The organism is Rhodobacteraceae bacterium IMCC1335 (assembly GCA_039640495.1).
Lineage (GTDB): Bacteria > Pseudomonadota > Alphaproteobacteria > Rhodobacterales > Rhodobacteraceae > Thalassovivens.
In genome coordinates this window covers 2,678,669-2,701,384 of sequence record CP046864.1, presented here as the reverse complement: position 1 = coordinate 2,701,384, position 22,716 = coordinate 2,678,669, and the positions used below count along the sequence as shown (strand labels likewise).

General features: G+C 47.3%; 27 protein-coding genes. 11 read left to right on the top strand and 16 right to left on the bottom strand.

Annotated elements, in window-relative coordinates; genetic code table 11:
- Positions 1-7: 7 nt before the first annotated feature.
- From GN241_13010 to GN241_12975, 8 genes are all read right to left on the bottom strand, one after another.
- Entirely contained in the window at positions 8-1,135 is a 1,128-nt protein-coding gene (locus GN241_13010) for a UDP-N-acetylglucosamine 2-epimerase (non-hydrolyzing) (protein ID XAT58190.1), read from the bottom strand.
- A gap of 49 nt (positions 1,136-1,184) precedes the next feature.
- Entirely contained in the window at positions 1,185-2,201 is a 1,017-nt protein-coding gene (locus GN241_13005; protein ID XAT58189.1) for an NAD-dependent epimerase/dehydratase family protein, read from the bottom strand.
- 2 nt (positions 2,202-2,203) lie between these two features.
- The gene (locus GN241_13000) at positions 2,204-3,370 is read right to left on the bottom strand and encodes a nucleotide sugar dehydrogenase (GenBank protein ID XAT58188.1); all 1,167 of its coding nucleotides are present in this window, start codon (positions 3,368-3,370) and stop codon (positions 2,204-2,206) included.
- Positions 3,371-3,621: 251 nt separating this feature from the next.
- Positions 3,622-4,644 (bottom strand): UDP-glucose 4-epimerase GalE, encoded by a 1,023-nt coding sequence (galE, locus tag GN241_12995; protein ID XAT58187.1) that lies wholly within the window; start codon positions 4,642-4,644, stop codon positions 3,622-3,624.
- Between the two features lie 116 nt (positions 4,645-4,760).
- A complete protein-coding gene (locus tag GN241_12990) occupies positions 4,761-5,024 on the bottom strand; it encodes a Txe/YoeB family addiction module toxin (protein XAT58186.1) in 264 nt (87 codons plus the stop codon).
- Positions 5,021-5,263 carry a type II toxin-antitoxin system prevent-host-death family antitoxin gene (locus tag GN241_12985; GenBank protein ID XAT58185.1) on the bottom strand — a complete coding sequence of 81 codons (243 nt, stop codon included), beginning with the start codon at positions 5,261-5,263 and terminating at the stop codon, positions 5,021-5,023. Before GN241_12985 ends, GN241_12990 begins: the two co-directional genes overlap by 4 nt.
- 119 nt (positions 5,264-5,382) lie before the next feature.
- Positions 5,383-6,762, bottom strand: coding sequence for a phosphomannomutase (locus GN241_12980; GenBank protein ID XAT58184.1), 1,380 nt, complete (start codon positions 6,760-6,762; stop codon positions 5,383-5,385).
- Positions 6,759-7,139, bottom strand: a complete 381-nt coding sequence (locus tag GN241_12975; protein ID XAT58183.1) for a MarR family EPS-associated transcriptional regulator — start codon at positions 7,137-7,139, stop codon at positions 6,759-6,761. Before GN241_12975 ends, GN241_12980 begins: the two co-directional genes overlap by 4 nt.
- Positions 7,140-7,500: 361 nt before the next feature.
- Here GN241_12975 and GN241_12970 point away from each other — a divergent pair, with 361 nt between their 5' ends.
- From GN241_12970 to GN241_12945, 6 genes are all read left to right on the top strand, one after another.
- Positions 7,501-7,998 carry a transcriptional activator RfaH gene (locus GN241_12970; protein ID XAT58182.1) on the top strand — a complete coding sequence of 166 codons (498 nt, stop codon included), beginning with the start codon at positions 7,501-7,503 and terminating at the stop codon, positions 7,996-7,998.
- A gap of 321 nt (positions 7,999-8,319) precedes the next feature.
- Positions 8,320-8,559, top strand: a complete 240-nt coding sequence (locus tag GN241_12965; GenBank protein XAT59287.1) for a hypothetical protein — start codon at positions 8,320-8,322, stop codon at positions 8,557-8,559.
- Positions 8,543-8,872, top strand: a complete 330-nt coding sequence (locus GN241_12960; protein XAT58181.1) for a DUF3768 domain-containing protein — start codon at positions 8,543-8,545, stop codon at positions 8,870-8,872. The genes GN241_12965 and GN241_12960 overlap by 17 nt, the downstream gene beginning before the upstream one ends.
- Before the next feature lie 46 nt (positions 8,873-8,918).
- On the top strand, positions 8,919-10,418 hold the full coding sequence (locus GN241_12955; protein XAT58180.1) for a recombinase family protein: 1,500 nt from the start codon (positions 8,919-8,921) through the stop codon (positions 10,416-10,418).
- A gap of 54 nt (positions 10,419-10,472) precedes the next feature.
- Complete coding sequence (locus GN241_12950) at positions 10,473-11,369, top strand: chromosome partitioning protein ParB (GenBank protein XAT58179.1); 897 nt, start codon at positions 10,473-10,475, stop codon at positions 11,367-11,369.
- Positions 11,370-11,380: 11 nt separating this feature from the next.
- The gene (locus GN241_12945; protein XAT59286.1) at positions 11,381-12,436 is read left to right on the top strand and encodes a chromosome partitioning protein ParB; all 1,056 of its coding nucleotides are present in this window, start codon (positions 11,381-11,383) and stop codon (positions 12,434-12,436) included.
- A 130-nt stretch (positions 12,437-12,566) separates the two neighbouring features.
- Here the strand turns inward: GN241_12945 and GN241_12940 are convergent, their stop codons facing one another.
- From GN241_12940 to GN241_12930, 3 genes are all read right to left on the bottom strand, one after another.
- A complete protein-coding gene (locus tag GN241_12940; protein ID XAT58178.1) occupies positions 12,567-12,932 on the bottom strand; it encodes a hypothetical protein in 366 nt (121 codons plus the stop codon).
- 120 nt (positions 12,933-13,052) lie between these two features.
- The gene (locus GN241_12935; protein ID XAT58177.1) at positions 13,053-13,379 is read right to left on the bottom strand and encodes a hypothetical protein; all 327 of its coding nucleotides are present in this window, start codon (positions 13,377-13,379) and stop codon (positions 13,053-13,055) included.
- Positions 13,380-13,645: 266 nt separating this feature from the next.
- The gene (locus GN241_12930; GenBank protein XAT58176.1) at positions 13,646-14,413 is read right to left on the bottom strand and encodes a hypothetical protein; all 768 of its coding nucleotides are present in this window, start codon (positions 14,411-14,413) and stop codon (positions 13,646-13,648) included.
- Between the two features lie 210 nt (positions 14,414-14,623).
- Between GN241_12930 and GN241_12925 the strand changes: the two genes are divergently transcribed.
- The 4 genes from GN241_12925 to GN241_12910 are packed head-to-tail and all read left to right on the top strand — an operon-like array spanning position 14,624 to position 17,644.
- Positions 14,624-15,442 (top strand): hypothetical protein, encoded by an 819-nt coding sequence (locus tag GN241_12925; GenBank protein ID XAT58175.1) that lies wholly within the window; start codon positions 14,624-14,626, stop codon positions 15,440-15,442.
- A gap of 59 nt (positions 15,443-15,501) precedes the next feature.
- On the top strand, positions 15,502-16,182 hold the full coding sequence (locus GN241_12920; protein ID XAT58174.1) for an AAA family ATPase: 681 nt from the start codon (positions 15,502-15,504) through the stop codon (positions 16,180-16,182).
- Positions 16,182-16,913 carry a hypothetical protein gene (locus tag GN241_12915; GenBank protein ID XAT58173.1) on the top strand — a complete coding sequence of 244 codons (732 nt, stop codon included), beginning with the start codon at positions 16,182-16,184 and terminating at the stop codon, positions 16,911-16,913. The genes GN241_12920 and GN241_12915 overlap by 1 nt, the downstream gene beginning before the upstream one ends.
- The gene (locus tag GN241_12910; GenBank protein ID XAT58172.1) at positions 16,913-17,644 is read left to right on the top strand and encodes a hypothetical protein; all 732 of its coding nucleotides are present in this window, start codon (positions 16,913-16,915) and stop codon (positions 17,642-17,644) included. Before GN241_12915 ends, GN241_12910 begins: the two co-directional genes overlap by 1 nt.
- Before the next feature lie 3 nt (positions 17,645-17,647).
- On the opposite strand, the gene GN241_12905 is transcribed toward GN241_12910, so the two are convergent.
- The 4 genes from GN241_12905 to GN241_12890 all read right to left on the bottom strand — a co-directional run bounded on the left by GN241_12905 (position 17,648) and on the right by GN241_12890 (position 20,044).
- Positions 17,648-17,908: a type II toxin-antitoxin system mRNA interferase toxin, RelE/StbE family gene (locus GN241_12905; GenBank protein ID XAT58171.1), complete on the bottom strand. Its 261-nt coding sequence runs from the start codon at positions 17,906-17,908 to the stop codon at positions 17,648-17,650.
- Positions 17,892-18,125: a CopG family transcriptional regulator gene (locus tag GN241_12900; GenBank protein XAT58170.1), complete on the bottom strand. Its 234-nt coding sequence runs from the start codon at positions 18,123-18,125 to the stop codon at positions 17,892-17,894. Before GN241_12900 ends, GN241_12905 begins: the two co-directional genes overlap by 17 nt.
- A 710-nt stretch (positions 18,126-18,835) precedes the next feature.
- Positions 18,836-19,657 (bottom strand): UTP--glucose-1-phosphate uridylyltransferase GalU, encoded by an 822-nt coding sequence (galU, locus tag GN241_12895; GenBank protein XAT58169.1) that lies wholly within the window; start codon positions 19,655-19,657, stop codon positions 18,836-18,838.
- Between the two features lie 132 nt (positions 19,658-19,789).
- Complete coding sequence (locus tag GN241_12890) at positions 19,790-20,044, bottom strand: type II toxin-antitoxin system ParD family antitoxin (protein XAT58168.1); 255 nt, start codon at positions 20,042-20,044, stop codon at positions 19,790-19,792.
- Positions 20,045-20,425: 381 nt separating this feature from the next.
- Between GN241_12890 and GN241_12885 the strand changes: the two genes are divergently transcribed.
- A complete protein-coding gene (locus GN241_12885) occupies positions 20,426-20,992 on the top strand; it encodes a tyrosine-type recombinase/integrase (GenBank protein ID XAT58167.1) in 567 nt (188 codons plus the stop codon).
- Here GN241_12885 and GN241_12880 read toward each other — a convergent pair.
- Positions 20,989-22,518 (bottom strand): hypothetical protein, encoded by a 1,530-nt coding sequence (locus GN241_12880; protein XAT58166.1) that lies wholly within the window; start codon positions 22,516-22,518, stop codon positions 20,989-20,991. The two genes, GN241_12885 and GN241_12880, sit on opposite strands and share 4 nt — an antisense overlap.
- Positions 22,519-22,716 lie beyond the last annotated feature (198 nt).

The window sequence follows — 22,716 nt, the reverse complement described above, 5'->3', positions numbered from 1 at the left end:
GGAATTTCTAAAGCTCACTTTTTATTATTTCAGCTATTTTCACGCTAGCATCTCCAGTCCCGTACGGATTCATCTGCTTAGAAAGAGTCTCATAGAAATTTTTATTATCCAGTAGCCTTGAAACCTCCTCAACAATATTCACTCTTGAATAACCGACGAGAATACTTGTGCCTGATGTGATACCCTCAGGCCGCTCTGTATTTTCCCTCATAACGAGCACTGGCTTACCTAAAGCTGGAGCCTCTTCTTGAATGCCGCCGGAGTCAGTTAAAATCACAAATGCGCGATCCATTAGCGCAACAAAGCCTTCGTAATCGAGGGGTTTAGTTAGTCGAACATTATCTAGGCCGGAGAGGATTCGGTTTGCTGGTTCTTGCACATGTGGATTAAGATGAACAGGATACAAAAATAATGTTTGTGAATACTTTTTAGCTAGGTCTTTTATTGCAAGGCAGATTTGATTGAAGTTGTCACCAAAGTTTTCGCGCCGATGCCCGGTAATCAAAATCATTCGATCGAAGGAACTTATAAAATCTAACTCTTGTTCCAAAACATCGTTGGGCTCATAATCCGGTGAACTTATAATAGACCTGACCTTCAATAATGCATCGATTACCGTATTGCCGGTAATATAGACGTTACTCGGTGCAATACCCTCAGATATCAAATTCTGGGCATTCAATGGAGTCGGCGCAAAGTGAAATCGCGCTATTTGTGCAGTTAAACGACGATTTCCCTCCTCCGGCCATGGACTATTCAGATCACCAGATCTGAGCCCAGCTTCAATGTGACCTATCGGAATTTTCCGATAATAACATGACAACGCTGCAATAACAGATGTTGTTGTATCACCATGAACTAATACTAAATCTGGCTTCTCCACAGTGAGGACTGCGTCTATTGAGGACAATATGGATGCACTCAATTCCGAAAGATTCTGCCCAATTTTCATTAAATTTAAATCATGATCAGGGTCGATTTGGAACAAATTCAAAACTTGATCCAACATTTCTCTGTGTTGACCAGTCACACAAACCCTAACATCTAAACTAGGATCATTTTTCATATGCAAAATAACTGGAGCCATCTTAATCGCTTCTGGGCGAGTACCAAATACAAACAAAATTTTTCTCATTAATTTACTGTCCTCTGAAGCAGTATCTCGATTGGATAGTCGCTTTTGGTTATTTTCCGTGATAATAGTCTTTGAACCACTCAACAAACTTGGGAACTCCGTATTCGATTTTAGTGTCCGGACAATAGCCCGTTAAAGCTTTCAAATAGCTGATATCAGCCCATGTCTTTTCAACATCGCCTGCCTGAATTGGCAGGTAGTTTATTTCAGCATTGGCACCAAGGGCCTGCTCTAGCACTTCTATAAATCTTAACAACTTTTCAGGCTGTGAGTTACCAATGTTGATAATCCTAAACGGCGCAACGGTAGACATTGAATCAAAATAACATTGGCCGGATCTTGGGACGTTATCGATTAACAATCGGACAGCATGAACTAAGTCATCGATGTAAGTAAAATCTCTGTACATATTCCCTCCGTTGTAAACATCTATTGCCTCGCTTCTGAGGATGCTTTTTGTGAACTTGAAAAGCGCCATATCTGGACGACCCCACGGTCCATATACAGTAAAAAATCGAAACATCGTTATCGGCAAGTTGAACAGATGCGAGTAGCTATGTGCAAAATTCTCAGTAGCCTTTTTAGTAGCCGCATAGAAAGAAATTTGCTGATCTGATTTAGCGTTTTCCTTATATGGCATTACCTCATTTGCACCGTAAGCTGAGGAAGTAGATGCTATTAAGGTGTGCTTCGGTGGAAATGAACGCGCTGCCTCCAGCAGCTCAAAAGTTCCGTTTACATTACTTTCAAGATAAGCACGCGGGTTTTCAGTAGAATATCTGACACCTGCCTGAGCTGCTAAATGAAGAACTATCGACGGCTGCTCTTCTTGAAATAATTCGCACAGCATATTTGGAGTTTCCACTTTCTCATGAACAAACCTATATTTTGGATTTTTCCGCAATATACTTTCTCTTTGTAACTTTAATGAAATATCGTAGTAGTCAGAAATGCAATCGACTCCCACCACCCGCCAACCCTCATCTAGTAATAACTTGGAGAGATGGAACCCAATAAAACCAGCTGCCCCAGTAACAAGCGCAGTTTTTTTTAAATTATCAGCCAAAATTAATCACCTCCAAACAAATCACGCGTAAATACTTTTTCTTTCGTATCTAAAAGATCATCAGTTATTCTATTGGCCACAATTAGATCTGACTTCTCTTTGAAAGCACTGAAGTCTGTCTCTACATACGAGTTAAAGAAATGGCCAGTTTTTAACTCAGGCTCAAAAACTATTACCGTAATTCCCTTAGCTTTCAAACGTTTCATGATCCCTTGCACAGAACTTTGACGAAAATTATCGCTTCCTGCTTTCATTACTAATCGGTAAATACCTACCACCTTAGGCTTCCTCTTTATGATTTCATCGGCAAGAAAATCTTTACGAGTAGCATTCGCATTAACTATTGCTCCGATTAGGTTCTGTGGAATACTGTGATAGTTTGCCAATAGCTGTTTTGTATCTTTGGGCAAGCAGTATCCGCCATAGCCAAATGATGGGTTGTTATAACCATTACCGATCCTTGGATCCAAACAAACCCCATCTATAACCTGTCGACAGTTGAAATCTCCAGCAAATGCATAGCTGTCCAATTCATTAAAAAATGCCACGCGCATTGCAAGGTAAGTATTTGAAAATAACTTAATTGCTTCAGCTTCTCGCGCACCAGTTAATAAAATATCAACGTCAGACTTCAATGCTCCTTCAGCTAGCAAATTTGCGAACGTCTTTGCACGTTCTGATTTCTCACCAACAATAATACGGCTTGGATATAAATTGTCGTAAAGCGCCTTACCCTCTCGCAAAAACTCAGGCGAAAAAATCACTGCTTCAGTATTTAAACGCTCCCTGACATCCTCAATAAAACCAACCGGTATCGTGGATTTTACAACGATGCAGGAATTTGGTTCGGTCGCAATGACTTGTGCGATCACTTGCTCAACCGAGGAAGTGTCGAAAAAATTTTTATTTTCATCATAATTGGTTGGTGTCGAAACGATCACGTAGTGAGCGCCACGAACTGAAACGTTCAAATCAGTACTTGCTGAGATGTTCAAATCTTTTCTGGTCAGATATTCGGATAGCTCGGCATCAATAATTGGGGACTTCCGAGCATTCAGGGCATCCACGCGCTCCTGCGCGATATCGACACCAATGACTTCATTTTGCTGCGCTAGTAGAACCGCATTTGACAGCCCAACGTAACCCAAGCCCACAATAACAATTTTCATGAATTAAGTCTCAAATCTTGTATTTAAATGCGTTCGAAAACACAATAAGCTTGCTACAACATTGCAGTATCAAATCGAGAAAAGTACCCATTCCCAAACTACAATTGCCCATAACATTGCAAAGTCGGCCCCCATAAGTCTTTGTTTTGGGGGCGCTTATTGCACGACGCATGAGACGCTTGGACACCTTAGTATTGCAGGTGGAAGCAGTTAGCTCCATCACCCCTTAGCACCCTGTCCGCGGGCGTCGACTAACATTCACTAACCTTATACCCACTTGGGTTTTGGCTCTGCCAAGCCCAGGTATCTCTGCACATATCTGCGAGGCCCAGTTTAGCCGCCCAGCCCAAGCGGAACTGGGCGCGTTCACTATTTGCATAAAAGCTAGGCAAGTCTCCCGCGCGCCTAGCTACGGTGCTTGTTGTTATGGAGTGGCCGCATGCGATCTCAAAAGCCTTGACCATTTCCTTAACAGTGACCCCACGCCCAGTGCCAATATTAATGACTTCATGCCCTGCCTGGTTAGGTAGGGCGGCAAGTGATAGGACGTGGGCCTCTGCAAGGTCCACGACATGCAAGTAATCACGCTCCCCAGTCCCGTCTCTTGTGTCGTAGTCATCTCCAAATATTTGTAACTCTGACCTTGTGCCAACCGCCACTTGCGCAATGAACGGAATCAAATTGTTCGGCCGGCCGAGGGGATCTTCTCCAATGAGGCCAGACGGGTGCGCGCCAACTGGATTGAAGTAGCGCAGCGAAAGGGCTGACCTTTCGGAGGCAGCTGCAGACCAATCTGCAAGCATTTGCTCGACCACAAGCTTGGTCTGACCGTAAGGGTTAACCGGGGCAACAGGGTGATTTTCGTCGTATGGTAGGTATTGTGGTTCACCATAAACTGTGGCCGATGATGAAAAGACTATTTTGTTACAGCAGTGAGACTGCATGACTTCAAGGAGAACTCTAGAGCCGCTCACGTTCACATCGTAATAGGCCAAGGGATTTTCTACGCTCTCGCCAACCGCTTTGAGGCCTGCGAAGTGAATCACTGCGTCTGGAACAAATTCCGTAAAAATGCCGTCCATAAAAGATTTGTCCCGAATATCTCCCACTACGAGCTGAATGTCAGTACCCGTCAGTTTACTCACGCGTTTAACTGCCTCTGCGTGACCGTTGACGAGGCTGTCCACGACAACTGCCTTATGGCCCGCTTTAATAACTTCCAGAAGTGTATGGCTGCCAATGTAGCCCGCGCCGCCTGTAATGAGAACTTTCATCTTTTGTCTACCAAGTTGCTTTTGAGGCCACGCCTGACACCCTTTTTACGGCGTCGGAAAATTCGTTCGACTACCCGTAACCTTAAACAGTCGGAGGGCATAACGCGCTGGTGTTGTTACTCATAATGTGTCCAAAGCCGTAATATTTTCACGGCCTCTTCTGCTTCCAAAACCTGATAGACAAGACGGTGTTGAATATTGATGCGTCTTGAATACGCCCCGTTCAAGTCGCCCACGAGTTTTTCGAAGGGGGGCGGATTTTGCCAAGGGTCTTTCTCTAGTATCGCCAAGAGCTCCCGCGCCTTAGCTTTGAGGCCAGAGGAGGCGAGTTTTTTCGCATCTTTCTGGGCCTGCTTTGTGTAGTGAAGCGTCCAAGTCACCACTCTAACTCTGTTGATGTCTCGCCGAGGTTTTCCTGCATGCCTTCAATGATAGACTCGCGCATGCCAGGCACAGAGAGCAGATGCAAAGTCTCGTTGATCGCATTCCAATCGTCTTCTGACAGCAGTACTGCATTGCCACGCTTACCGGTAATGACCACCGGCTCGTGGCTCGCAGATGCATCATCGATCAATTTATACAGATTGGCCCGCGCCTCAGTTACATTCACTGTTGTCATGACAGTACCCCTTTTGCCTTAACGTACGCTAAAGCGTACTTTGCGTCAATCGCCACGCCACTCACCATCATCTGCATTCTAAACTTCAAGACACCCATAACCTTGGATTATCGGCAGGCTTAATCACGTGTTCCGCCAAGCAAGTCCGCAATCGCGCTCACATGTGCCGCCAGCGCGTCCGCATTGCCCTTGCCCTCAACATTCAACCGCACGAGCGGCTCGGTGTTTGAGCGGCGCAGGTTGAAGCGCCAATCCTCAAAGGCCAGGCTCACGCCATCTGTCTCATCTAAGGAGAGCGCATCAGCGCGGTAGGCTGGCAAAACATTCTCAATCGCCACGCCCGCGTCCGACACTGTGAAGTTGATTTCACCCGAACTCGGGAAGGCCGCATATCGATCTTTCACCCAATCCCCCAGCGAGCGGCCTGAGCGGGAGACAAGTTCTGCAATTAAAAGCCACGGGATCATGCCGCTGTCGCAATATGCAAAGTCGCGAAAATAATGGTGCGCCGACATCTCGCCGCCGTAGACGGCTCTGCGCGCGCGCATTGTCTGCTTGATGAAGGCGTGGCCCGTCTTGGACTGAACGGCGATGCCGCCCTTTTGAGCGACAATGTCTTGCGTGTTCCAAACCACTCTGGGGTCGTGGACAATCTTGCCGTCGGACTCTTTTTCTAAGAAAATGGATGCTAGGAGCCCCACGACATATTCGCCGGGAACAAATTGACCTGTCTCATCGAAAAAGAAGCAGCGATCAAAGTCGCCGTCAAATGCCACGCCAAAGTCGGCCTTCTCGGCCTTGACCACGTCAGCTGTCGCGGCGTGATTTTCCGGCAGAAGTGGATTGGGGATGCCATTTGGGAACGTGGCGTCCGGTGTGTGGTGCACGCGCACAAACTCAAGCGGTGCGCCAAGCGCCAAAAGCTGGCCTGCAATGGCGTCAAAGGTTGGTCCCGCGGCGCCGTTGCCCGAATTCACAACGATTTTGAGCGGCCGAAGGGCAGGGACGTCAACAAAACTTAACACGCGCCCCACGTAAGCCTGCCGCGCAGCCTCTGAGCGCCCAAACTCTCGACCAACGTCTGTCACATCAGACCACGCCTGAGAGCTTGCAAGCGCCTTGATGGCTTGAAAGTCGCCCAAATCCTCAAGGGGCTGAGACTGGGATTTGACAATCTTCATGCCGTTATAATGGATCGGATTGTGTGACGCGGTTACTTCAATGCCAGCGCAGGCGCCAAATTCAGTCACCGCCCAATACATCTCCTCCGTGCCAGCCATCCCAATGTTAATTACATCCGAACCAGCATCGCGCACGCCTTGTGACGCGGCGGCCGCGAAGGCTGGGCTGGTTTCGCGCGCATCAAATCCGATCACAACAGATGTGGCGCCCAAATGTTGGGCCACGGCGCGACCCACGCGGTAGGCGACGCCCTCATCAATATTGACGCCAATTTCACCGCGAATGTCGTAGGCTTTGAAGCAGCTAAGGTCAGTCATGTGGATTTGTCTCTTCGCGGCGAGGGGATCGCCTCTCCTGCAAGGCCCGCCTCCTCTTCAAGGGCTTTGATTTCTGCCTTCAAAGCCTCAAACTCTTCGCGCTTTCGCTCAATGAAGCTGTGGGTCAGCAAGGATTTCTCGCGGATCCCTTTCGGCGTCAGCAAATGGGCATACTGACCCTTGCGCGGATTTTTCTTGAAATTTCCAAGCTTCACAAAGCCCTTTTCAACAAGCGCGGTGAGCACGTAATAGGCGGACCCGTTTGAAATCCCAACTTCATCCGCAACCTGCCGTGTGGACATTTCAGGGTTTTGTGAAATCAACCGCATGACCTTCAAACGGATTTCCGCCTGCTGTTCTTCGCGCCGACTAGCCAAAGTGACGCTCCAGAACGGCTACCGCACCGAGCTTTGCGTTGCGTGCAGGCTCAGGTGTTAAATTCCAGCAATGTAGGTCAAGAATGTTCATGACTGTTCAGATTTGATGGATAGTCCAAAATCTCTATGACTACAATCAAAAAAATATCAGGTTGAGACGAAATACGTTCCTCCCGGCAGGGTTGCGGGGGGGGTAAACAAAGTGATTAATTTCAATAATTTATGTCATTCCTACGGTCGTGGGTCACCGCCAATTTAGACCAGGATAGGGAGTTTCGGCACGGCAATTGATAGGTTTGCAAGATGTTTCAAATCTGTTATGTTTGTTCAATAGTGAGCGTTAAGTCCGATAGGTGTCAAAATGAATCAGTGGTATTTGATACAGTTCAAGCCAAACAGCCATCGCCTGGCGGAGCGCAACTTGCAACGGCAAGGGTTTGAAACGTTTTTACCCATGCAGAAAATCACCCGCAGAAAAGCCTCCCGCTTTGTGAGTGATCTTAAACCTCTTTTCCCAGGATACATGTTTGTCAGCGTAAACTCTGAATTGGCCCCTTGGCGCTCGATAAATAGCACGATTGGGGTATCAAAGCTTGTGAGCTTTGAGGGCAAACCAAAGCCACTGCCACTCCAGTTGATTTCTGGCCTTATGCTCAGATGCGATGCATCTGGTGCATTGCTCCCACCCAAAAGTCTGAACGAGGGAGACAGTGTAGAAATGCTCACCGGACCTTTTGCCAATTTCATTGCAACGGTGGATACAATTGATCCTGAGCAGCGTATTTGGGTCCTTATGGATTTCATGGGACAAAAAACACGTATGCAGGTCAGTGCTGATCAATTGCAACTCGCTAAATAATCTCTTCCCAAATTTCCTAGCCTTTTCAATTCATTGAAATTTTTTCGGTCGTCCAAGTGCACGTCTGACCATACGCTTTTTGTGTAAACACATAAGGAGCGCATCATGGCACCACTGTCTAAACTTACATTGACGTCCTATCGACGCACGCAGCCCAATCGGGATCCTGTTGAAGAACGGCGTAGTAAAACCCTAACAGCACTTAAGCAGCAAAAACTTGTTTTAGCAGCCGCACAAAAAGGGCAAGAGCACACGGTTACAAAGCCAGGCTGGGCACGGGATACAAATGGCAACCGGCAGCGCGTAGAGAAAACACACGCGGTGCGCCCTTGGTTTTTTCAAGATGGGCAAGGCTGGGTTGTCCAACTCAAATATGGCGCACGCGTTGTCCCGCTTGATGCAGATAACAACGCTGTCATTGTTCATAGCCTAGATGACGTTGCTGCGGTGCTAGATCTATTCGCCAAAGCCGTTGAGGGAGGCGAATTAGACACCGCACTCGCTACACTAGCACAACGCAAAAAAGACCCGTCGGAGGCGCAACATGCTGACGACACATGATCCAACAAAAATAGCAGCGCTTAATGATGCGGCGCGCAAGTCTTTCTCAGGGTGTCGCGTTTACATGACTCCGGGTGTTCAGGCACTTTATCAAACGCAGGCCATTGTCGCGCGTGTGCAAGCTTATGATGCTTTCACAGAGCGCAATGACCCTTATGGTGAGCATGATTTCGGCAGCTTTGAATTTTGCGGCGAAACCATCTTTTGGAAAATCGAGTATTACGATCTCGATTTTCAAATGCATTCATTAGATCCGAGTGATCCAAATATCACGGCACGTGTTTTAACAATTCTGCTGGGCCATGAATACTGAAGCCCAGCATATAAAAGGTGCTTTCAAAGCTGCCCAATACGTACGGATGAGCACAGAGCACCAGCAATACTCCACACAAAACCAAGCGGATAAAATCCAAGAATACGCAGACAAGCGTGGAATTGAGATTATCAAAACCTATGCCGACGAGGGCAAAAGTGGCTTGAGCATTGGTGGGCGGGCTGCACTTCAACGGCTTATTTCGGATGTAGAAACAGGTATCGCGGAGTTTAACGTCATTCTTGTCTATGACGTCAGTCGCTGGGGGCGGTTTCAAGATGCCGATGAAAGTGCCTATTATGAATATATCTGCCGTCGCGCTGGTATCCAAGTGGCCTATTGTGCAGAGCAGTTTGAAAATGACGGCTCCCCAGTTTCCACAATCGTCAAAGGCGTCAAACGCGCCATGGCTGGTGAGTACAGTCGGGAGCTGTCTGCAAAAGTTTTCGCCGGTCAATGTCGCCTGATTGAATTGGGGTTTCGCCAAGGCGGGCCGGCTGGATATGGATTACGCCGTGTTTTGGTTAATGAACGCGGGGAGGTCAAAGGCGAATTAAAGCCTGGAGAGCACAAGAGCCTTCAAACAGATCGCGTAATCCTCATGCCGGGACCAGAGGAAGAAATTGCTTGGGTCAATCGCATGTTCTGCTGGCTTATTGACGAAGACATGAGCTTTCGAGAAATCGCCGATCGTCTGAATGAACATGGGATCGCGACAGATCTGGAGCGTCCCTGGACGACAACATCTGTGCGGACAGTTCTCACAAATGAAAAATACATCGGCAACAATGTTTTCAATCGTCGAAGTTTCAAACTCAAAAGACATCATGTGGAAAACCCGCCAGAAATGTGGATCCGCAAAGAAGGCGCCTTTGAAGCAATCGTCCCTATCGAAATGTTTATGACGGCCCAAGAGATCATCACCGCACGCTCAGCCAAAATGTCTGATGAAGAACTATTGGAGCACTTGCGACGTCTTTATGCGGAACACGGCCAAATTAGTGGTGTGCTTATTGATCAAAGCGACGCGCTGCCTTCGGCAAATGTGTACCGCACGCGCTTTGGATCTTTAAGACGGGCCTATGCTTTAATTGGCTATCAAACGAATTTTGATCACGAACGCGCCGAGATCAATGCGCGCCTTCGGGCAATGTATCCTGAGATAGTGCAAGACACGCTTTCGCAGATTAACACCATGGGCGGTGCTGTCACGCAGGCGCCAGACACAGGGCTTTTGAATATCAACAACGAGCTTGCAGTTAGTTTGGTCCTGTCACGGTGCCAAACATCAGGCGACGGAAGGTTTCGTTGGCGTGTGCGCTTTGATCCTGAGCGCTTCAAGGCTGATCTCTCACTGGTGGTGCGGCTAGATCACTACAATGAAGGCGCGCTCGATTATTACCTGTTGCCTTGGTTGGATTTGCCTAGAAACCACCTCGCCATTGACGCACGAAGCGCCACTCAATTCGAAGCTTTTCGATTTGATGATCTGCAGTTTTTCTATCGCATGGCCTGCCGGGTCAACATCTGGAGGCAGGCGTCATGAAGCGAAATCATCATACACAAAATATCCTAACCCAAATTTCTAATAGGAGTTGCTATGAACACTGACACACCAGAGCGGGTGACGCTCATTCCAATAGAGCGCATTGAGGTCCTGAATTCCCGAGACCGCAATGCCAAAGTCTTTGAAGAGATTGTCGAAAACATCCAAGATATTGGTCTTAAAAAACCAATTACAGTCACCGAGCGTGAGGGTTTAGACAGTGAACCCAAGTATCTGCTTGTGTGCGGTGAAGGGCGTCTAAATGCGTTTCGCATATTAGGAGAAACTCATATTCCAGCGCTGATTGTGGATGTCTCAGATGAAGATGCATTCATCATGAGCTTAGCAGAAAACATTGCGCGCAAGGGGCACCGACCACTAGAGATCCTCGCAGACATTGAACTGCTGCTTACAAGAAACACTGGCATCGACGACATTGTTGCAAAGACGGGCTTGTCGCAAAAATATGTACGCGACATCGTGTTTCTCCTGGAAAAGGGCGAAGAGCGTTTAATTGAAGCAGTTCAACATGGCACACTTCCACTGAGTGCCGCCATTCAAATCGCACGCGCCAAAACCGATGACGATAATTTAGGCGACATGCTGGAAGAAGCCTATCAATCGGGTGAGCTCAAAACCACACAGCTTTATGAAGCAAAACAGCTTCTCGCCAAACGCCGTGACCAAGGTCCAAAGGCTAACAATCGACCCAAACTACCAAACTCTGCGCATTCGCTCGTGAAGACATACCAGCGCGAAGTAGAGCGGCAGCACAAGATGGTTTTGAAGGCTGAACACGCCCAGCAAAAACTGCTGCTTGTAGAGCAAGGCCTCAGAACACTTTTTACCGACACAAATTTTGTGACGCTGCTGCGTGCAGAAGGTTTAGAAACACTGCCTCAATATCTCGCAGAACGGATTGAACTTAACACACTGAACGGAGGTGTATGATGAACGAACCAATGTCCATTCAAGAAATTTTCCCGGGAGCAGCAACTGAACTGCCAGAAGAGGACGCATTCGGCTTTCCAAAGGCGCCTCTCAATCTCACGCTGGGATTTAATTTGGAAACGCACCAGATCCCCATCGAACATTTGATGCCAAGCAAGAAAGTACCTGACGGTGTGATGACCACGCGCAAATTCAAACAGATCCTCTCTTCCATCAAAGAAATTGGATTGATTGAGCCGCTTTCTATAATCCCAACAGATGACCAAAACGAAACCTTCCTCCTACTCGATGGGAACCTACGCGTGCTCGCACTCAAGGAATTGGGCGAAGATCAGGCCCCTTGTCTTATCGCCAAAGATTTTGAGACCTACACCTACAACCATCGCATAAATAGACTGTCTACGGTGCAGGAGCACTATATGTTGCGTCGCGCAATCGACAAAGGTGTCAGCAAAGAGCGCTTAGCACGCGCGTTTAATGTCAATCTCTCAGCCATTAACACTCGTGTGAACTTGTTGCATGGTGTGTGCCCCCAGGCCGTTGAGCTCTTACAAGACCAACAGTTCAACCCAGAGGTCACACGTTTCCTGCGCAAAATGAAAGCTGCGCGCCAAGTGGAGGCCGTCGAGTTGATGATCGCGGCAGATAAAATCACAGGACCCCACGCTGAAGCCCTACTTAAGGCAACACCGCCAGAACAGCGCACAGACACGGCGCCCTCCAAACCAGACATTCCTCAAGGAGATCCGTTAGAAAAGATCGTTAAACTGGAAAAAGAAATGAGCCAGGTGCAAACCAAGTACAAAGATGCAGAGGCCAATTACGGCTCAGACCTCCTTAATTTAGTCGTCGCGCGCGGGTATTTAAGCAAACTGATCTCCACACCAACCGTGAAAGATTACCTAACACAGAACCATCCTGATATTCTCGATACCTTTGAGCTTGTGGTGAATACTGTGAGCATGGACGAGGCCGTCAGCGCAGAAGAACGGGATCCAAATACAGGCTCAGACGATGCGGATGCTGACAACGATGACCCATCAGATGAGCCTTCGGACGATGAATAATAGCATATGTGCTGAAAACCATTCTCGCTATGCCTGTCGTCTTCTTGATTGGGTAAGTCTAAAACTGACGATCTTTATGCAAATAATACACATTTTTCACTTAAAAACAGACACTTAAGTGCGTAACAAATCAACTCTCGTTTGCGCTCAACGCTCCCATTGGGCGCATGGGCTTCACCTTGTCATAGTCGGCTTGTGAAATGCTGGTGCTGGTAGCTTGAGGCATACCACTCACAGAGTCCTGCGGTTTAGGTGTGTTACGGGACTTTGGAATGGGAGGTGGCGCTGGTTTCGATAGCCCTATCCCCTTGCCAGACTTTGCAGGCTTTTTCTTCTTCACCTCGCCTGCCTTCAGCCTGCTATCGAGCTTGTTTGCCAAGAAGCTGGCCGTATTCGCAAAAGTCTTTAGATCATCGACTGCCTGCTCAATCGTATTGGATCCTGCAGACTTTTCGATCATGTCAATGAGGCGGCGCATTTCTTCACGATCATCCATGAGCAGCTCCTAGGTTTACATACTGGGGTGGCGCAAAATCACCACCCAGAACTGATAAGTACTTCCCTAGAAAAAACCGCAGTGCAAATTTTTTAGCTGCAAGACCCATTTCGAGCGCTGTCATAGACCCATCCTCTCGGGCTGCATCCACTTATGACGCGCTTTTTGGTCTAGGGCGCCCTCGCTTAATTTTTGATGTTTTCTTAGCAAGCGTGCCAGGGCTAGATGGTTGCTTTCTCCAGTCTGCTCAAGACGTTCTGCATAATAGCGTAATTTACTCGCAAAGGTTGAAAGTGCGTCTGCGCTTGGGTCAATGTTTTGAATGCGCAAAGTTCGCAGGTAACATTCACTTTTCCCAAGCCAAGCGCGGCAAAACTCCGTGGAATGCTGCACAAGTCCTGCAGAGATAAGTTCGCGGCGCGCTGTTTCTAAAATATGTCGTGACATCTAAAATTCCTCAACTGTTGGGCAGGAGGACCTGCCTCACAGTTATTTATCACTTAAACATCTGTTTTTATGAGGATTACACCTTAAAGGTGTGCTATGTTCTACTTATTGATGTGCGGGCAAACACTGCATGTTAACATGGCATTTATTTACAAGTGACCAAACAGTACTGTTTGAGCAAAATGGGCAAACAGTACTGTTGCAAACACAGTGTTTGATTAGCGAACCTGTGGATAAAATGCACCCTAAGGTTGTTTATACTTGTTTTAACGGCCCACAGATTTTGGAAACTCACCCTTGCCGACATTCTCAATATACTGCCGCGCTGTGCGTAGATATCGACTGGTCTGATTGGCAATGCTTGTGCGCGCACGGTGATTGTGTGCTTTGACCTGCATCGCCTGTTTGGTCCGCCGTTCACCATATTTGGTCTCAGGCATAAGATTAGGCTTAAGCCCCGCTTTTACACCTAAGTCATATTTTGACATATCGGGATAATACAGGTGCAGATCCCAGAGTGTCAGTGTTTTGTGCAGTGTGTGTGAAGAGACATTTTTATAGATTGGGTAACGTGCTGAGGAAGCACGCGTAGATTCATTATTTTTTAAAAGTGAATGTGCGCGTAAGTGCAGTGCTTTAGTCTCTTCGTGGATCTGATTGAAGGGTTTGCGAGGATCAAGCCAGTAGTTCAGGCCAATACCTGCTTCTTCTGGCATTACTTTATTCTGTTCTGCAAAGAGCAATTGATGACTTCGCCACCAAGATAAGAAGTCATTGCCAAAAACATTCCCAAAATCATTATAAAGCCACCCCAGTCTTCCATTGCCACTTTGGCGGCATGTGCGTTTGTATGCGGTGTTGCGCCGTAAGAAAGCCCACCACCAGTAATAAAGCGAGGCCATGAAGGCAGGTGCATCTTTATAGGGCGAATTTCTTGGCTCACGGAATCTCGTGCCTTTCAAATCGTCTATATTTGGCGGAGCTGTCATAAAGCTCAGTGGCGATTGCAGCTCAATGGTCGCGTCGTAGACCATAAAACCATCTCCTTCATGATGTATATGGTTTTAGTTTTTCAAGGTTCAAAGTCGATAGCGTGAGTCTCATTCTGTGCTTGTTTGAGCCTACATGCCCGCAAATGACTGTTCACCTTAACTTTGTGTCATGAAGCGTCATCCAGCATCAGAGTTTGCAACCACCCCTGTGTTTTCAGGGGTTTCAATCAAATGTTCTGAAAGGAAAAACCAATGTCAGTTCAATCTCAAATTAAACACGACATCCATACGCGCCTCGAGCAAATGTCCGCCGCGCGCGTGGTCTGGGAAGAAGGCACAATGCGTGCCGCCACAACTGAGCTCTATGCAATCTTGGAGCAAATCTACGCACTTTATTCTGAGTTGAAGGCCGAAGTAGGCAAGCGTCGTGCCTTTGCCTCACTGCTCACAGATTTGGATCTAAAAATTCAGGCAAATACCAGCTTAGCACTGAAGGTCATTCGCTATGTCTTTGGTAAAGCAGGTCGGCGTGAGGACTCTTACGCCCGCGTGATTGCGATCGCCCATGACATGAAAGGCCCAGATCAAAGCTTCACCAGCTATGTGCAAGAATGTGGCGGCATTGAAGAGGTGCGCCGCGTTCCTAAAGCACAAAAAGCCAGCACAATGAGCAAGGATGATTATAAAAAGCTAGCGCTTGATGGCCTGGCAGATGTCCAGGTCGGGGTCAGCACATTTGAGCTTCCTACCTTCATTCAACCAAATACAGACTATGAAGAAGATTACGCGGTTGCTCTTGTGCGCTGTCACGATGATGGCACAGGTACAATCGTCTACGGTTGCAATGAAGCCGGTGTCATTGACGCAGTCCTAGTATCTTCCGGCAAAGACCTAGATCAGCGCGCTCAGGACAGCAAAGCGCAGGTTGATGCTGGTGATCTTGCAGAACGGCGTGCACGCGATGTCCGCGAATTCACCTCCAAAATGATCACTGTGAGCTCAATGCCGAATGCAAGTGTTAACGGTGGCGCACTCCGCACAAACGGGGCTGCAACCCCGCATTACGGCTAAGGCGAAACGAAAGGGCGGCTTTCGGGTCGCCCTTCTCCCTTTCTCTCGTGGAGGCAAACATGTCCTTTGATCTTAAACACCTTCCATCCGCATTTAACGATCTCGTTATCGCTGATCCGCTGAACGCAGGCATCATAAAGCAATACTGTACTGTTATACCCTCAAAGCCCCTAATACTCGTGGGACCGCCAGGCGCTGGAAAAACTGAAGCCGCGCGTGTGATTGCACAGACTTACTTTAAAACCAAAAACATCCAGAACATGACCTGGGAATTTAATGGGGGAAGTTCAGGAAAAGACCTGCAGTCACAAATTATGGCAGAGGCTAATTTCCAGCTCTTTGGAAACCCGGACAAAGCTCTTGTTGTTATTAACGAAATCGACACGCTAGATCTTCGCACGCAGCAACCCTCATTTCGCGACTTTATGGACGCAAAGCGCTCTTACATCCGCTTCATTGCTACGACCAATCACAAATCGCGGATACTCGGTGCCATCCTAAGCAGGTTTCGCGTTGTAGATCTTACCCCACCAACAAACCAAGACTGGGTGCCTCGTGCAAAAGCTATTCTAGAAGACGAAGGCATGTCGCCATCCACTCAAGACGTTGCACTCATGCTCCAAAGTTTTAAAGGCAGTGCTCGAGATTTGATCGATTTGTTGGAGGAGACCGTGATCGGATGGCGCACCGCACAGTCACCGGCGCCAATCAGATCACATTCTTCACGGAGGGCACTCTGATGAAAGATTTATTTGACGAAAAAGGTCTCTACGAGCTGGAGATGTCGCCTGAACAAACTGATTTCTTATGGTTTCTCGATCAGTGTGGATTTGATGTAAAGGTTCGCGCACTACGACACACTGACGTTTTTGATCGCGTGCGCGGTTTATTAATGCACAAAAATGAGCAGGAAAATCTAGCTCTCGAGTCGAGTCTCCATCACAACTTCCTATTAGACGGGTACTCTAGAAATCCTTCCCCTGGACACCCAGCAGCGCGAAGACATTACAATCGCTTCTGGGGGTATAAATTCCCCAGCAATCAAAAGAGCAATTTAATTCATGTAAAATTGCGCCAAATTGAGTCTGGCCTTATTCCCGTGCTTCCGCTGGAAAAGCTCACTGTGCCAAAGCGTGTGCAAGATACAGGTCGTAAACGTGCACTCATGCTGATGCTCGCATTGCCCGATCGTATTACTGACCGCTATCATGAATGGGCTCAAAACCTTTGCTTTATTGATCAACTTTTAGAACTGAAGCCGGACTATAGCCTACTGCATGAATTGCGTGATGAATATCATGCAGAGTTTCTCAAGCTCTATAAAAGCGAGCTCAGGTATGCCAAACAGCCAGAGTATGGCAGGCGTAAAGATGGGGAAGCGCTGGCGTTCTACAAAAAGCTCTTCAAGTTTCAGTATCCGGTAAAGCGCGATATTATTCGGTGTCTTTGTGAAGCAAAGCTGAACGCGTGATGAAACATAATTCAGACAGAAAGGCTTTTGAGGCTTGCATTGTAGAAATTGTGCAATGCTTGGCAGGTCTGTGTGATACTGAAATTGGTATCCACACAGATGCTAATCAGATTGCATCTTTAGCTAATGAAGGCGGGACCCAAATTCTAGGCTATGAAGTCGCACCAACGCCTCAGCATTTTCAATTTGATTGCGATCTCGTTCCTATTGAAGCCGCATATTTAAAGCACAAAGAATATGACCATTATGCGGCGCGTGTTGGGTTGCGCATTTATCTACCTAGTCAGATTGAGAACATCTTGCGTGCGCAGTTCTCAAGCAGTCTCATGGACCAAGTTGACTACGCGATCACAGGACATTCAGACCTAGAATTTGAGATGGTATACGATGGTCTCTTAGTCTGTTTTTTAACAACGGGATTTGATAATTTTACTGTTGATGGCATGACAGATACGATGTTGCGGCATTCCTATGCGCAAATTTTACAAGACCTAGACCCTCTTATGCCATGGCTCAAGTTTGCGAGGTTTCTCGCGCAACAGCATTATACCCATGAGCAAATGGAAAATATCCAAAAACGACTGCCCAGTATTCTCGACAATGCGCTGCAAAACAAGAGCATTGCAGATGCACATGTCTTTACGCTTTGTGAACTCAGTGGATCATTTGAGCCAGCGCTGCGCTTATTTAAAAAGCATTATGGTGATCTGTTTGTGGAGGAATTGAAATAAGGCTTATCCATAAACGTTTTTGCGATGCCCTATCTTTACGACCTCAATAATGATTTCCTGCTCATTGATGGTATAGATGGCGCGATATTGTCCCACGCGAATTCTCCATCCGTCACGCCCTGTTAATGGCTTTGAATTTATCGGGCGCGGATCTTGAGCAAGATGCTCTAGAGCATTTAATATTCTTAGCACATCTTGCTTTGGGATGGATCGTAAGTCTTTCTTGACCGACGACTTGAAACGGATGCTATATAATTCCGTCATTCTTCAGTTCACTTACAAAGCTCGAATAGTCCATTGACGGCTCATTTTTGCGTGCATCATATTCAGCGATATCTTCTGCATCTTCTGCAGCAAGCAAGCTCACAGCTTCATTAACGATATCCGATACAGAGCGGTTCTCTTGCGCAGCCTTGAGTCTAAGTGCTTTGTGCATGTTCGGGTCAAAATAAATGGTTGAACGTTGTGATAATTGAGCCATGAGGATGTCTCCTAGTTGTCACGAGCAATATAGCATCAAAACGTTATAACGTCAATTTTGTGTTTAAACCACTTTTGAGCCGGTTTTCTGCGTCTCGTGATAAATAAACGTGTAGGATGGAATAGTTGGACATGCCTCACGCATCGGTAACAGGCTCAATGCATCGGAAGATGCCCCAGGAAGATCCGAACACAGGTAACGCTGTGGCGGTGGATGTTAGGGACGCCCAGCAGTTTACGCCGAGCTGCTAATAAAACAACTGGCGCTTTTTGTCGTATAGCGCCCAAGCAAGAAAACGGCAGGAGTGGGAATACAAGGCTCAAATGAGAACCCCACGCCCGTGTCCACGGTTTGTCATGGCTTTGGATTCACTAGGGTGCGTTGCTGAAAAGGTGGCGCGTAAAGCTGACAGAGTAACCCCAGCTTCCTTTAAAAAGGTTGCGCTCATGACAGACGGTAGCAACTCGGATGAGGTCATCGTTATACCAAGGCCGTAGCAAGCCTTGGTATGACTACACAATCTGGATGAGATCCCAAGTATATAAATTCAAAATCACAAAAGCTGTTTGAGCTTGTTAGGTTGGAAATACATGACTGAAGGTGTTTGTGATTGAGCGCAAGCGAATGAACAAACAGCGATAGTCAGCTCGGCGAAGCTGAGCTTGATAGATGACAAATACTATAGGGTTGGAACAGCTCTGACTAAATGATCAGCGCGTTCTACGATCAGCCACATGCATGATGGCATCCAAGTACCCTTGTACACTGCCACAATCAAACCGACGTCCATTAAGGGTCACGGCTTCAACCGCATTTTTAGCGGCTTGTGTATTAATGGCATCTGCCAGTTGGATTTCCCCACCCGCTCCTGCGGGTTGATTGCGCAGAATATCGAAGATGTCCGGGGTCAGCACGTAACGACCAATGCTGGCGAGGTTTGACGGTGCTTTGTCGGCGTCTGGTTTTTCAACAAGACCTGCAACTGATCCTGGTTCGCCATTTGGTACAACTACGCCATACTTGGAAATATCAGGCCCGTTGACTTCCATGACACTAAGTTGTGTCTTGCCGGATTTCTCAAATGCGCTTGCAAGATCAGCTATGACGCCTGCACCCTCATAGGTCAGAAAGTCATCTGCTAGCAGCACTGCAAATGGGTCATTGCCCACAGCACGTTCCGCACAGAGCACGGCGTGGCCAAGACCAAGTTGTTCCGGCTGGCGCACAAAGATACATTCAATACCTTCTGGCAGGATGTTCTTGACCATGTCCGCTTGCTCAGCTTTGCCTTTGGTGCGGAGTGCCATTTCAAGCTCTTGGTTGTTGTCAAAATGGTCTTCAATAGCACGCTTGTTACGACCCGTCACAAAGATCAGAGTGTCAATGCCCGCAGCAATCGCTTCTTCAGCGGCGTATTGGATCAGAGGCTTGTCCACGATTGGTAGCAGCTCTTTGGGCATCGCTTTGGTCGCAGGCAAAAATCGTGTACCAAAACCAGCGACGGGGAAAACTGCTTTGCGGAGTTTAATCATGGAAAATACTCAAAACTTAAAGGGTTGGTTGGATGCTCGGTACATAAAGAACAGCAGAAGTTCAATATCAGAACTCTTGGCACACCTGCGCTTTGCAAGCATCAAAGAGCTGGTTGAAGGCGATACCAGTATTCAATTTCCGATACCACGCTTTGCGGTCTCTGAGCGTTGCGCAAGATTGTTCCAATCAGGTTTGTCAATGAAACCGCTTGCGAAGCCTTGATCTACTGCATCACTCAATCTTTGTATCGCAGTTTGTTTTTGTTCAAACAAACGTAACGCATCTCGCACAACCTCACTTGCTGTTTCGTAACGGCCAGATGTAATTTCTGCTTCGATCAGCTGGTCGAAATACTCACCTAATATAAAAGATGTTGCTCTGCTCATCTCTTACTCCTTGCGCGATAGCAAAATATAAAATCCAGCTTCACTGAAAAAGAAGCGTAGCTTTTTGCTTTTAACTTACTGTACAACACACGAGACACAGTTTCATAGATATGCTGAACCACAGCGTCCAAAACCTCATGAAATACATATTTCATGAGATTATTGCATAAGTCATTGTTATCATTGATATATGAAGCAGCGTATTAATTTGCACCAAAATAAAACCTCACGATTTCTATTTAAAATTAACAAAACATGAGATTTCGGCCGACTTGGCCCTTTAAAATAGCGTAATTGTAGGTGCAGAAACCGGTCGCCCAACCCAAACCTCAGACTTTATAGTCTTTGTAGCGAGAAGATGAGATTTAAGGGTTTTACACCATGAGACATGCACAAACACTTAATGAAGCGCAGTTTCGCAAGGTACTGCACTACTGCCGCACAAGACGGCACGCCAATCGGGACACAGTCATCTTCATGGTAAGCTTTTTCGCTGGACTTCGTGCTAAAGAAATAGCTGCACTAAAACTGGGTGACGTGTTTGACGCTGAAGGTTGCGTACGTGAACAGTTTACGCTTGAGAGCGACCAAACCAAAGGTGGGCAACGGCGCAGCGTGTTTATCAATAAGCGTCTCGCAAAAGCACTAGATGACTATGGATTAGATAAAAACCTCAGCAACTTAGATCGTCCCCTTTTTGAAAGCCAAAAAGGTGGTCACTTCTCCGCTAATACAATGTGTCAGCTATTTCTAGACATTTTGAAAAACTGTGGCTTCAAAGATGCTTCAAGCCATTCGGGACGAAGAACCTATATTACCAGATTGGCAAACAAGGGAGTAGGTGTACGCTTGCTTGCAGCACTTGCGGGGCATTCGCATATATCGACCACACAAAGATATATTGATGTGAATGCAGATCAGATGAAAGAGGCTGTCGAGCTGCTTTAACTCAGCAGTTTAATCATAGCATCTTCTGACAGGCGTCCGTCTTCAAAAGCTGTGAGCGTGCGCAAGCGTAAGTCTTCAGCAAGCTCAAACCCACTGCGCTCTGCTCCAACTGCAATCAGCAGGGCTTTTTCTGAAAGCTTGCCAACATCAAAGAGATCGAAAGCTTTCTCATGCGCTGATGTTTTAGGAGCAGCGGTTTGATCTACGGCCGCTGCGGCTTGTGCAGGCATTGTTAGATTGGCAACTGGCGCTTCATGCAGCTCTCGGTCGCCCTCGGCTTTTGTTGTCGCTTGCTGCGGCTCTGTGGCGGTCTTTGCTGCGTTACGCTGTTCTTGCTGATCACGCCCTGAGTGCAGGCCAGGGTTCATGAATGGCGACAGCTTTGAGTAGAAACGGTCTAATACGCCCGTACTGTTGCCCATCTGCCTGCTGAGGGCGTGGGTGCTGATGCCGCGCTGCAGATCCAACGTTGCGTAGAAATGCCGCCAGCTGTAAAGCGTTCTCTTTTTGCCATCAGCGCCATATACGATTTTGAGAGATTTAAGCAGCGTTTCAAAGTTGCGGGAGAGATTGGGCCGCGCTGCCCGCTCGCCGTAGCGAGTGACAAACACATAGTCTTCGCATTTGCTTTCAATTACTTCATCCAGCGTTTTACCTTTGAGATTGGGATTGAGCTCTAATTGGCGCTCAAGGGGCCTTATAGCGCGATCTCTGGCAATCAGGGGCCGCTGACCCGTCTTGCCTGCCACAAACAGCCCAAGATAGGTCTGATCCTCTTCTTTGATCCACAGCAGGTTTTTCCATTTGAGGTTCAGAGCCTCAGTTCCGTGCCGCATGCCAGTGTTGGCCAGCACCAGCACATAGTTCCTGAGCACTTCACGTGTGGCCTGTGTGTTGGGATTGTCAGACGCCTTGTTAAACGTCCGCAGCGCTTCATAGATGGTTTTGTATTCTTCTTTGGTAAAACTGCCACGGCTTTCGGTCTTGATACCGTCATTGATGGGCTTGGGTCGAATGGCATGTGTGATCCACCCACGCTGTTCCGCTTCATCTAATACTCGGTTCAATGCCGTGTTGTGTGTGTTGATGGTACTGTGATGCGCTTTGCGCCCCAACTGTTCTGTGCGCCACTTGCCAAAGTCCACCAATGCTTTGGCATTAATATTGGCTACATCGTATGAGCCGAAGAAAGGAATGAGATACTTATCAAGAGCAGTGATGTAGTCTTTGTAAACGATGTGACCGCTGCCAGAGCGTAGTTCTTCTTGCATCCTGTCTCGTGCAAATTCTGCCACTCGACGAAACTTGCGGGTACTTTGCGGCAGGTTGTTTTTGAGACGATCTTCGGATGTGTAGAAAAACTTCATCGCGACTTCGGTGGCGCGTTCTATGCTTTCTGTCTTGGTCGAAAATCTATGCCAAGAGCCATCAGCCAGTTTAACCCGTGCTTGCCACTTTGCACTGCCAGGTCTGGTATCCAGTCGAATGTGTTCGCTGACTTTGATAGTTCTATTAGTCTCCTTCATAAACCAATTGTATGATCAAAAGTCTCAAAGGAAAACGAAACTTTGCGTTTGTGGTTACTGAGTTTCCAAAATCTTTGCTGGCAAACCGCAAAAAAGTGCCGTGCGAACAGAAATTGCTGGAAAACACCATAAAAGCAATAACTGTGTTCAACACATTGATTCTGCTCAAACATACACAGAAAACTGTGTATCGACTGT

What these genes read in the sequence shown, in the direction of transcription:
- GN241_12945 (XAT59286.1), top strand. Translation starts at nt 11,381, where the DNA reads ATGTCCATTCAAGAAATTTTCCCGGGAGCAGCAACTGAACTGCCAGAA.
- GN241_13000 (XAT58188.1), bottom strand. Translation starts at nt 3,370, where the DNA reads ATGAAAATTGTTATTGTGGGCTTGGGTTACGTTGGGCTGTCAAATGCG.
- GN241_12880 (XAT58166.1), bottom strand. Translation starts at nt 22,518, where the DNA reads ATGAAGGAGACTAATAGAACTATCAAAGTCAGCGAACACATTCGACTG.
- GN241_12950 (XAT58179.1), top strand. Translation starts at nt 10,473, where the DNA reads ATGAACACTGACACACCAGAGCGGGTGACGCTCATTCCAATAGAGCGC.
- GN241_12885 (XAT58167.1), top strand. Translation starts at nt 20,426, where the DNA reads ATGAGACATGCACAAACACTTAATGAAGCGCAGTTTCGCAAGGTACTG.
- galU (XAT58169.1), bottom strand. Translation starts at nt 19,657, where the DNA reads ATGATTAAACTCCGCAAAGCAGTTTTCCCCGTCGCTGGTTTTGGTACA.
- galE (XAT58187.1), bottom strand. Translation starts at nt 4,644, where the DNA reads ATGAAAGTTCTCATTACAGGCGGCGCGGGCTACATTGGCAGCCATACA.
- GN241_12915 (XAT58173.1), top strand. Translation starts at nt 16,182, where the DNA reads ATGAAAGATTTATTTGACGAAAAAGGTCTCTACGAGCTGGAGATGTCG.
- GN241_12940 (XAT58178.1), bottom strand. Translation starts at nt 12,932, where the DNA reads ATGGATGATCGTGAAGAAATGCGCCGCCTCATTGACATGATCGAAAAG.
- GN241_12900 (XAT58170.1), bottom strand. Translation starts at nt 18,125, where the DNA reads ATGGCTCAATTATCACAACGTTCAACCATTTATTTTGACCCGAACATG.
- GN241_12925 (XAT58175.1), top strand. Translation starts at nt 14,624, where the DNA reads ATGTCAGTTCAATCTCAAATTAAACACGACATCCATACGCGCCTCGAG.
- GN241_12985 (XAT58185.1), bottom strand. Translation starts at nt 5,263, where the DNA reads ATGACAACAGTGAATGTAACTGAGGCGCGGGCCAATCTGTATAAATTG.
- GN241_12890 (XAT58168.1), bottom strand. Translation starts at nt 20,044, where the DNA reads ATGAGCAGAGCAACATCTTTTATATTAGGTGAGTATTTCGACCAGCTG.
- GN241_12910 (XAT58172.1), top strand. Translation starts at nt 16,913, where the DNA reads ATGAAACATAATTCAGACAGAAAGGCTTTTGAGGCTTGCATTGTAGAA.
- GN241_12920 (XAT58174.1), top strand. Translation starts at nt 15,502, where the DNA reads ATGTCCTTTGATCTTAAACACCTTCCATCCGCATTTAACGATCTCGTT.
- GN241_12955 (XAT58180.1), top strand. Translation starts at nt 8,919, where the DNA reads ATGAGCACAGAGCACCAGCAATACTCCACACAAAACCAAGCGGATAAA.
- GN241_12905 (XAT58171.1), bottom strand. Translation starts at nt 17,908, where the DNA reads ATGACGGAATTATATAGCATCCGTTTCAAGTCGTCGGTCAAGAAAGAC.
- GN241_13010 (XAT58190.1), bottom strand. Translation starts at nt 1,135, where the DNA reads ATGAGAAAAATTTTGTTTGTATTTGGTACTCGCCCAGAAGCGATTAAG.
- GN241_12980 (XAT58184.1), bottom strand. Translation starts at nt 6,762, where the DNA reads ATGACTGACCTTAGCTGCTTCAAAGCCTACGACATTCGCGGTGAAATT.
- GN241_12960 (XAT58181.1), top strand. Translation starts at nt 8,543, where the DNA reads ATGCTGACGACACATGATCCAACAAAAATAGCAGCGCTTAATGATGCG.
- GN241_12970 (XAT58182.1), top strand. Translation starts at nt 7,501, where the DNA reads ATGAATCAGTGGTATTTGATACAGTTCAAGCCAAACAGCCATCGCCTG.
- GN241_12935 (XAT58177.1), bottom strand. Translation starts at nt 13,379, where the DNA reads ATGTCACGACATATTTTAGAAACAGCGCGCCGCGAACTTATCTCTGCA.
- GN241_12930 (XAT58176.1), bottom strand. Translation starts at nt 14,413, where the DNA reads ATGGTCTACGACGCGACCATTGAGCTGCAATCGCCACTGAGCTTTATG.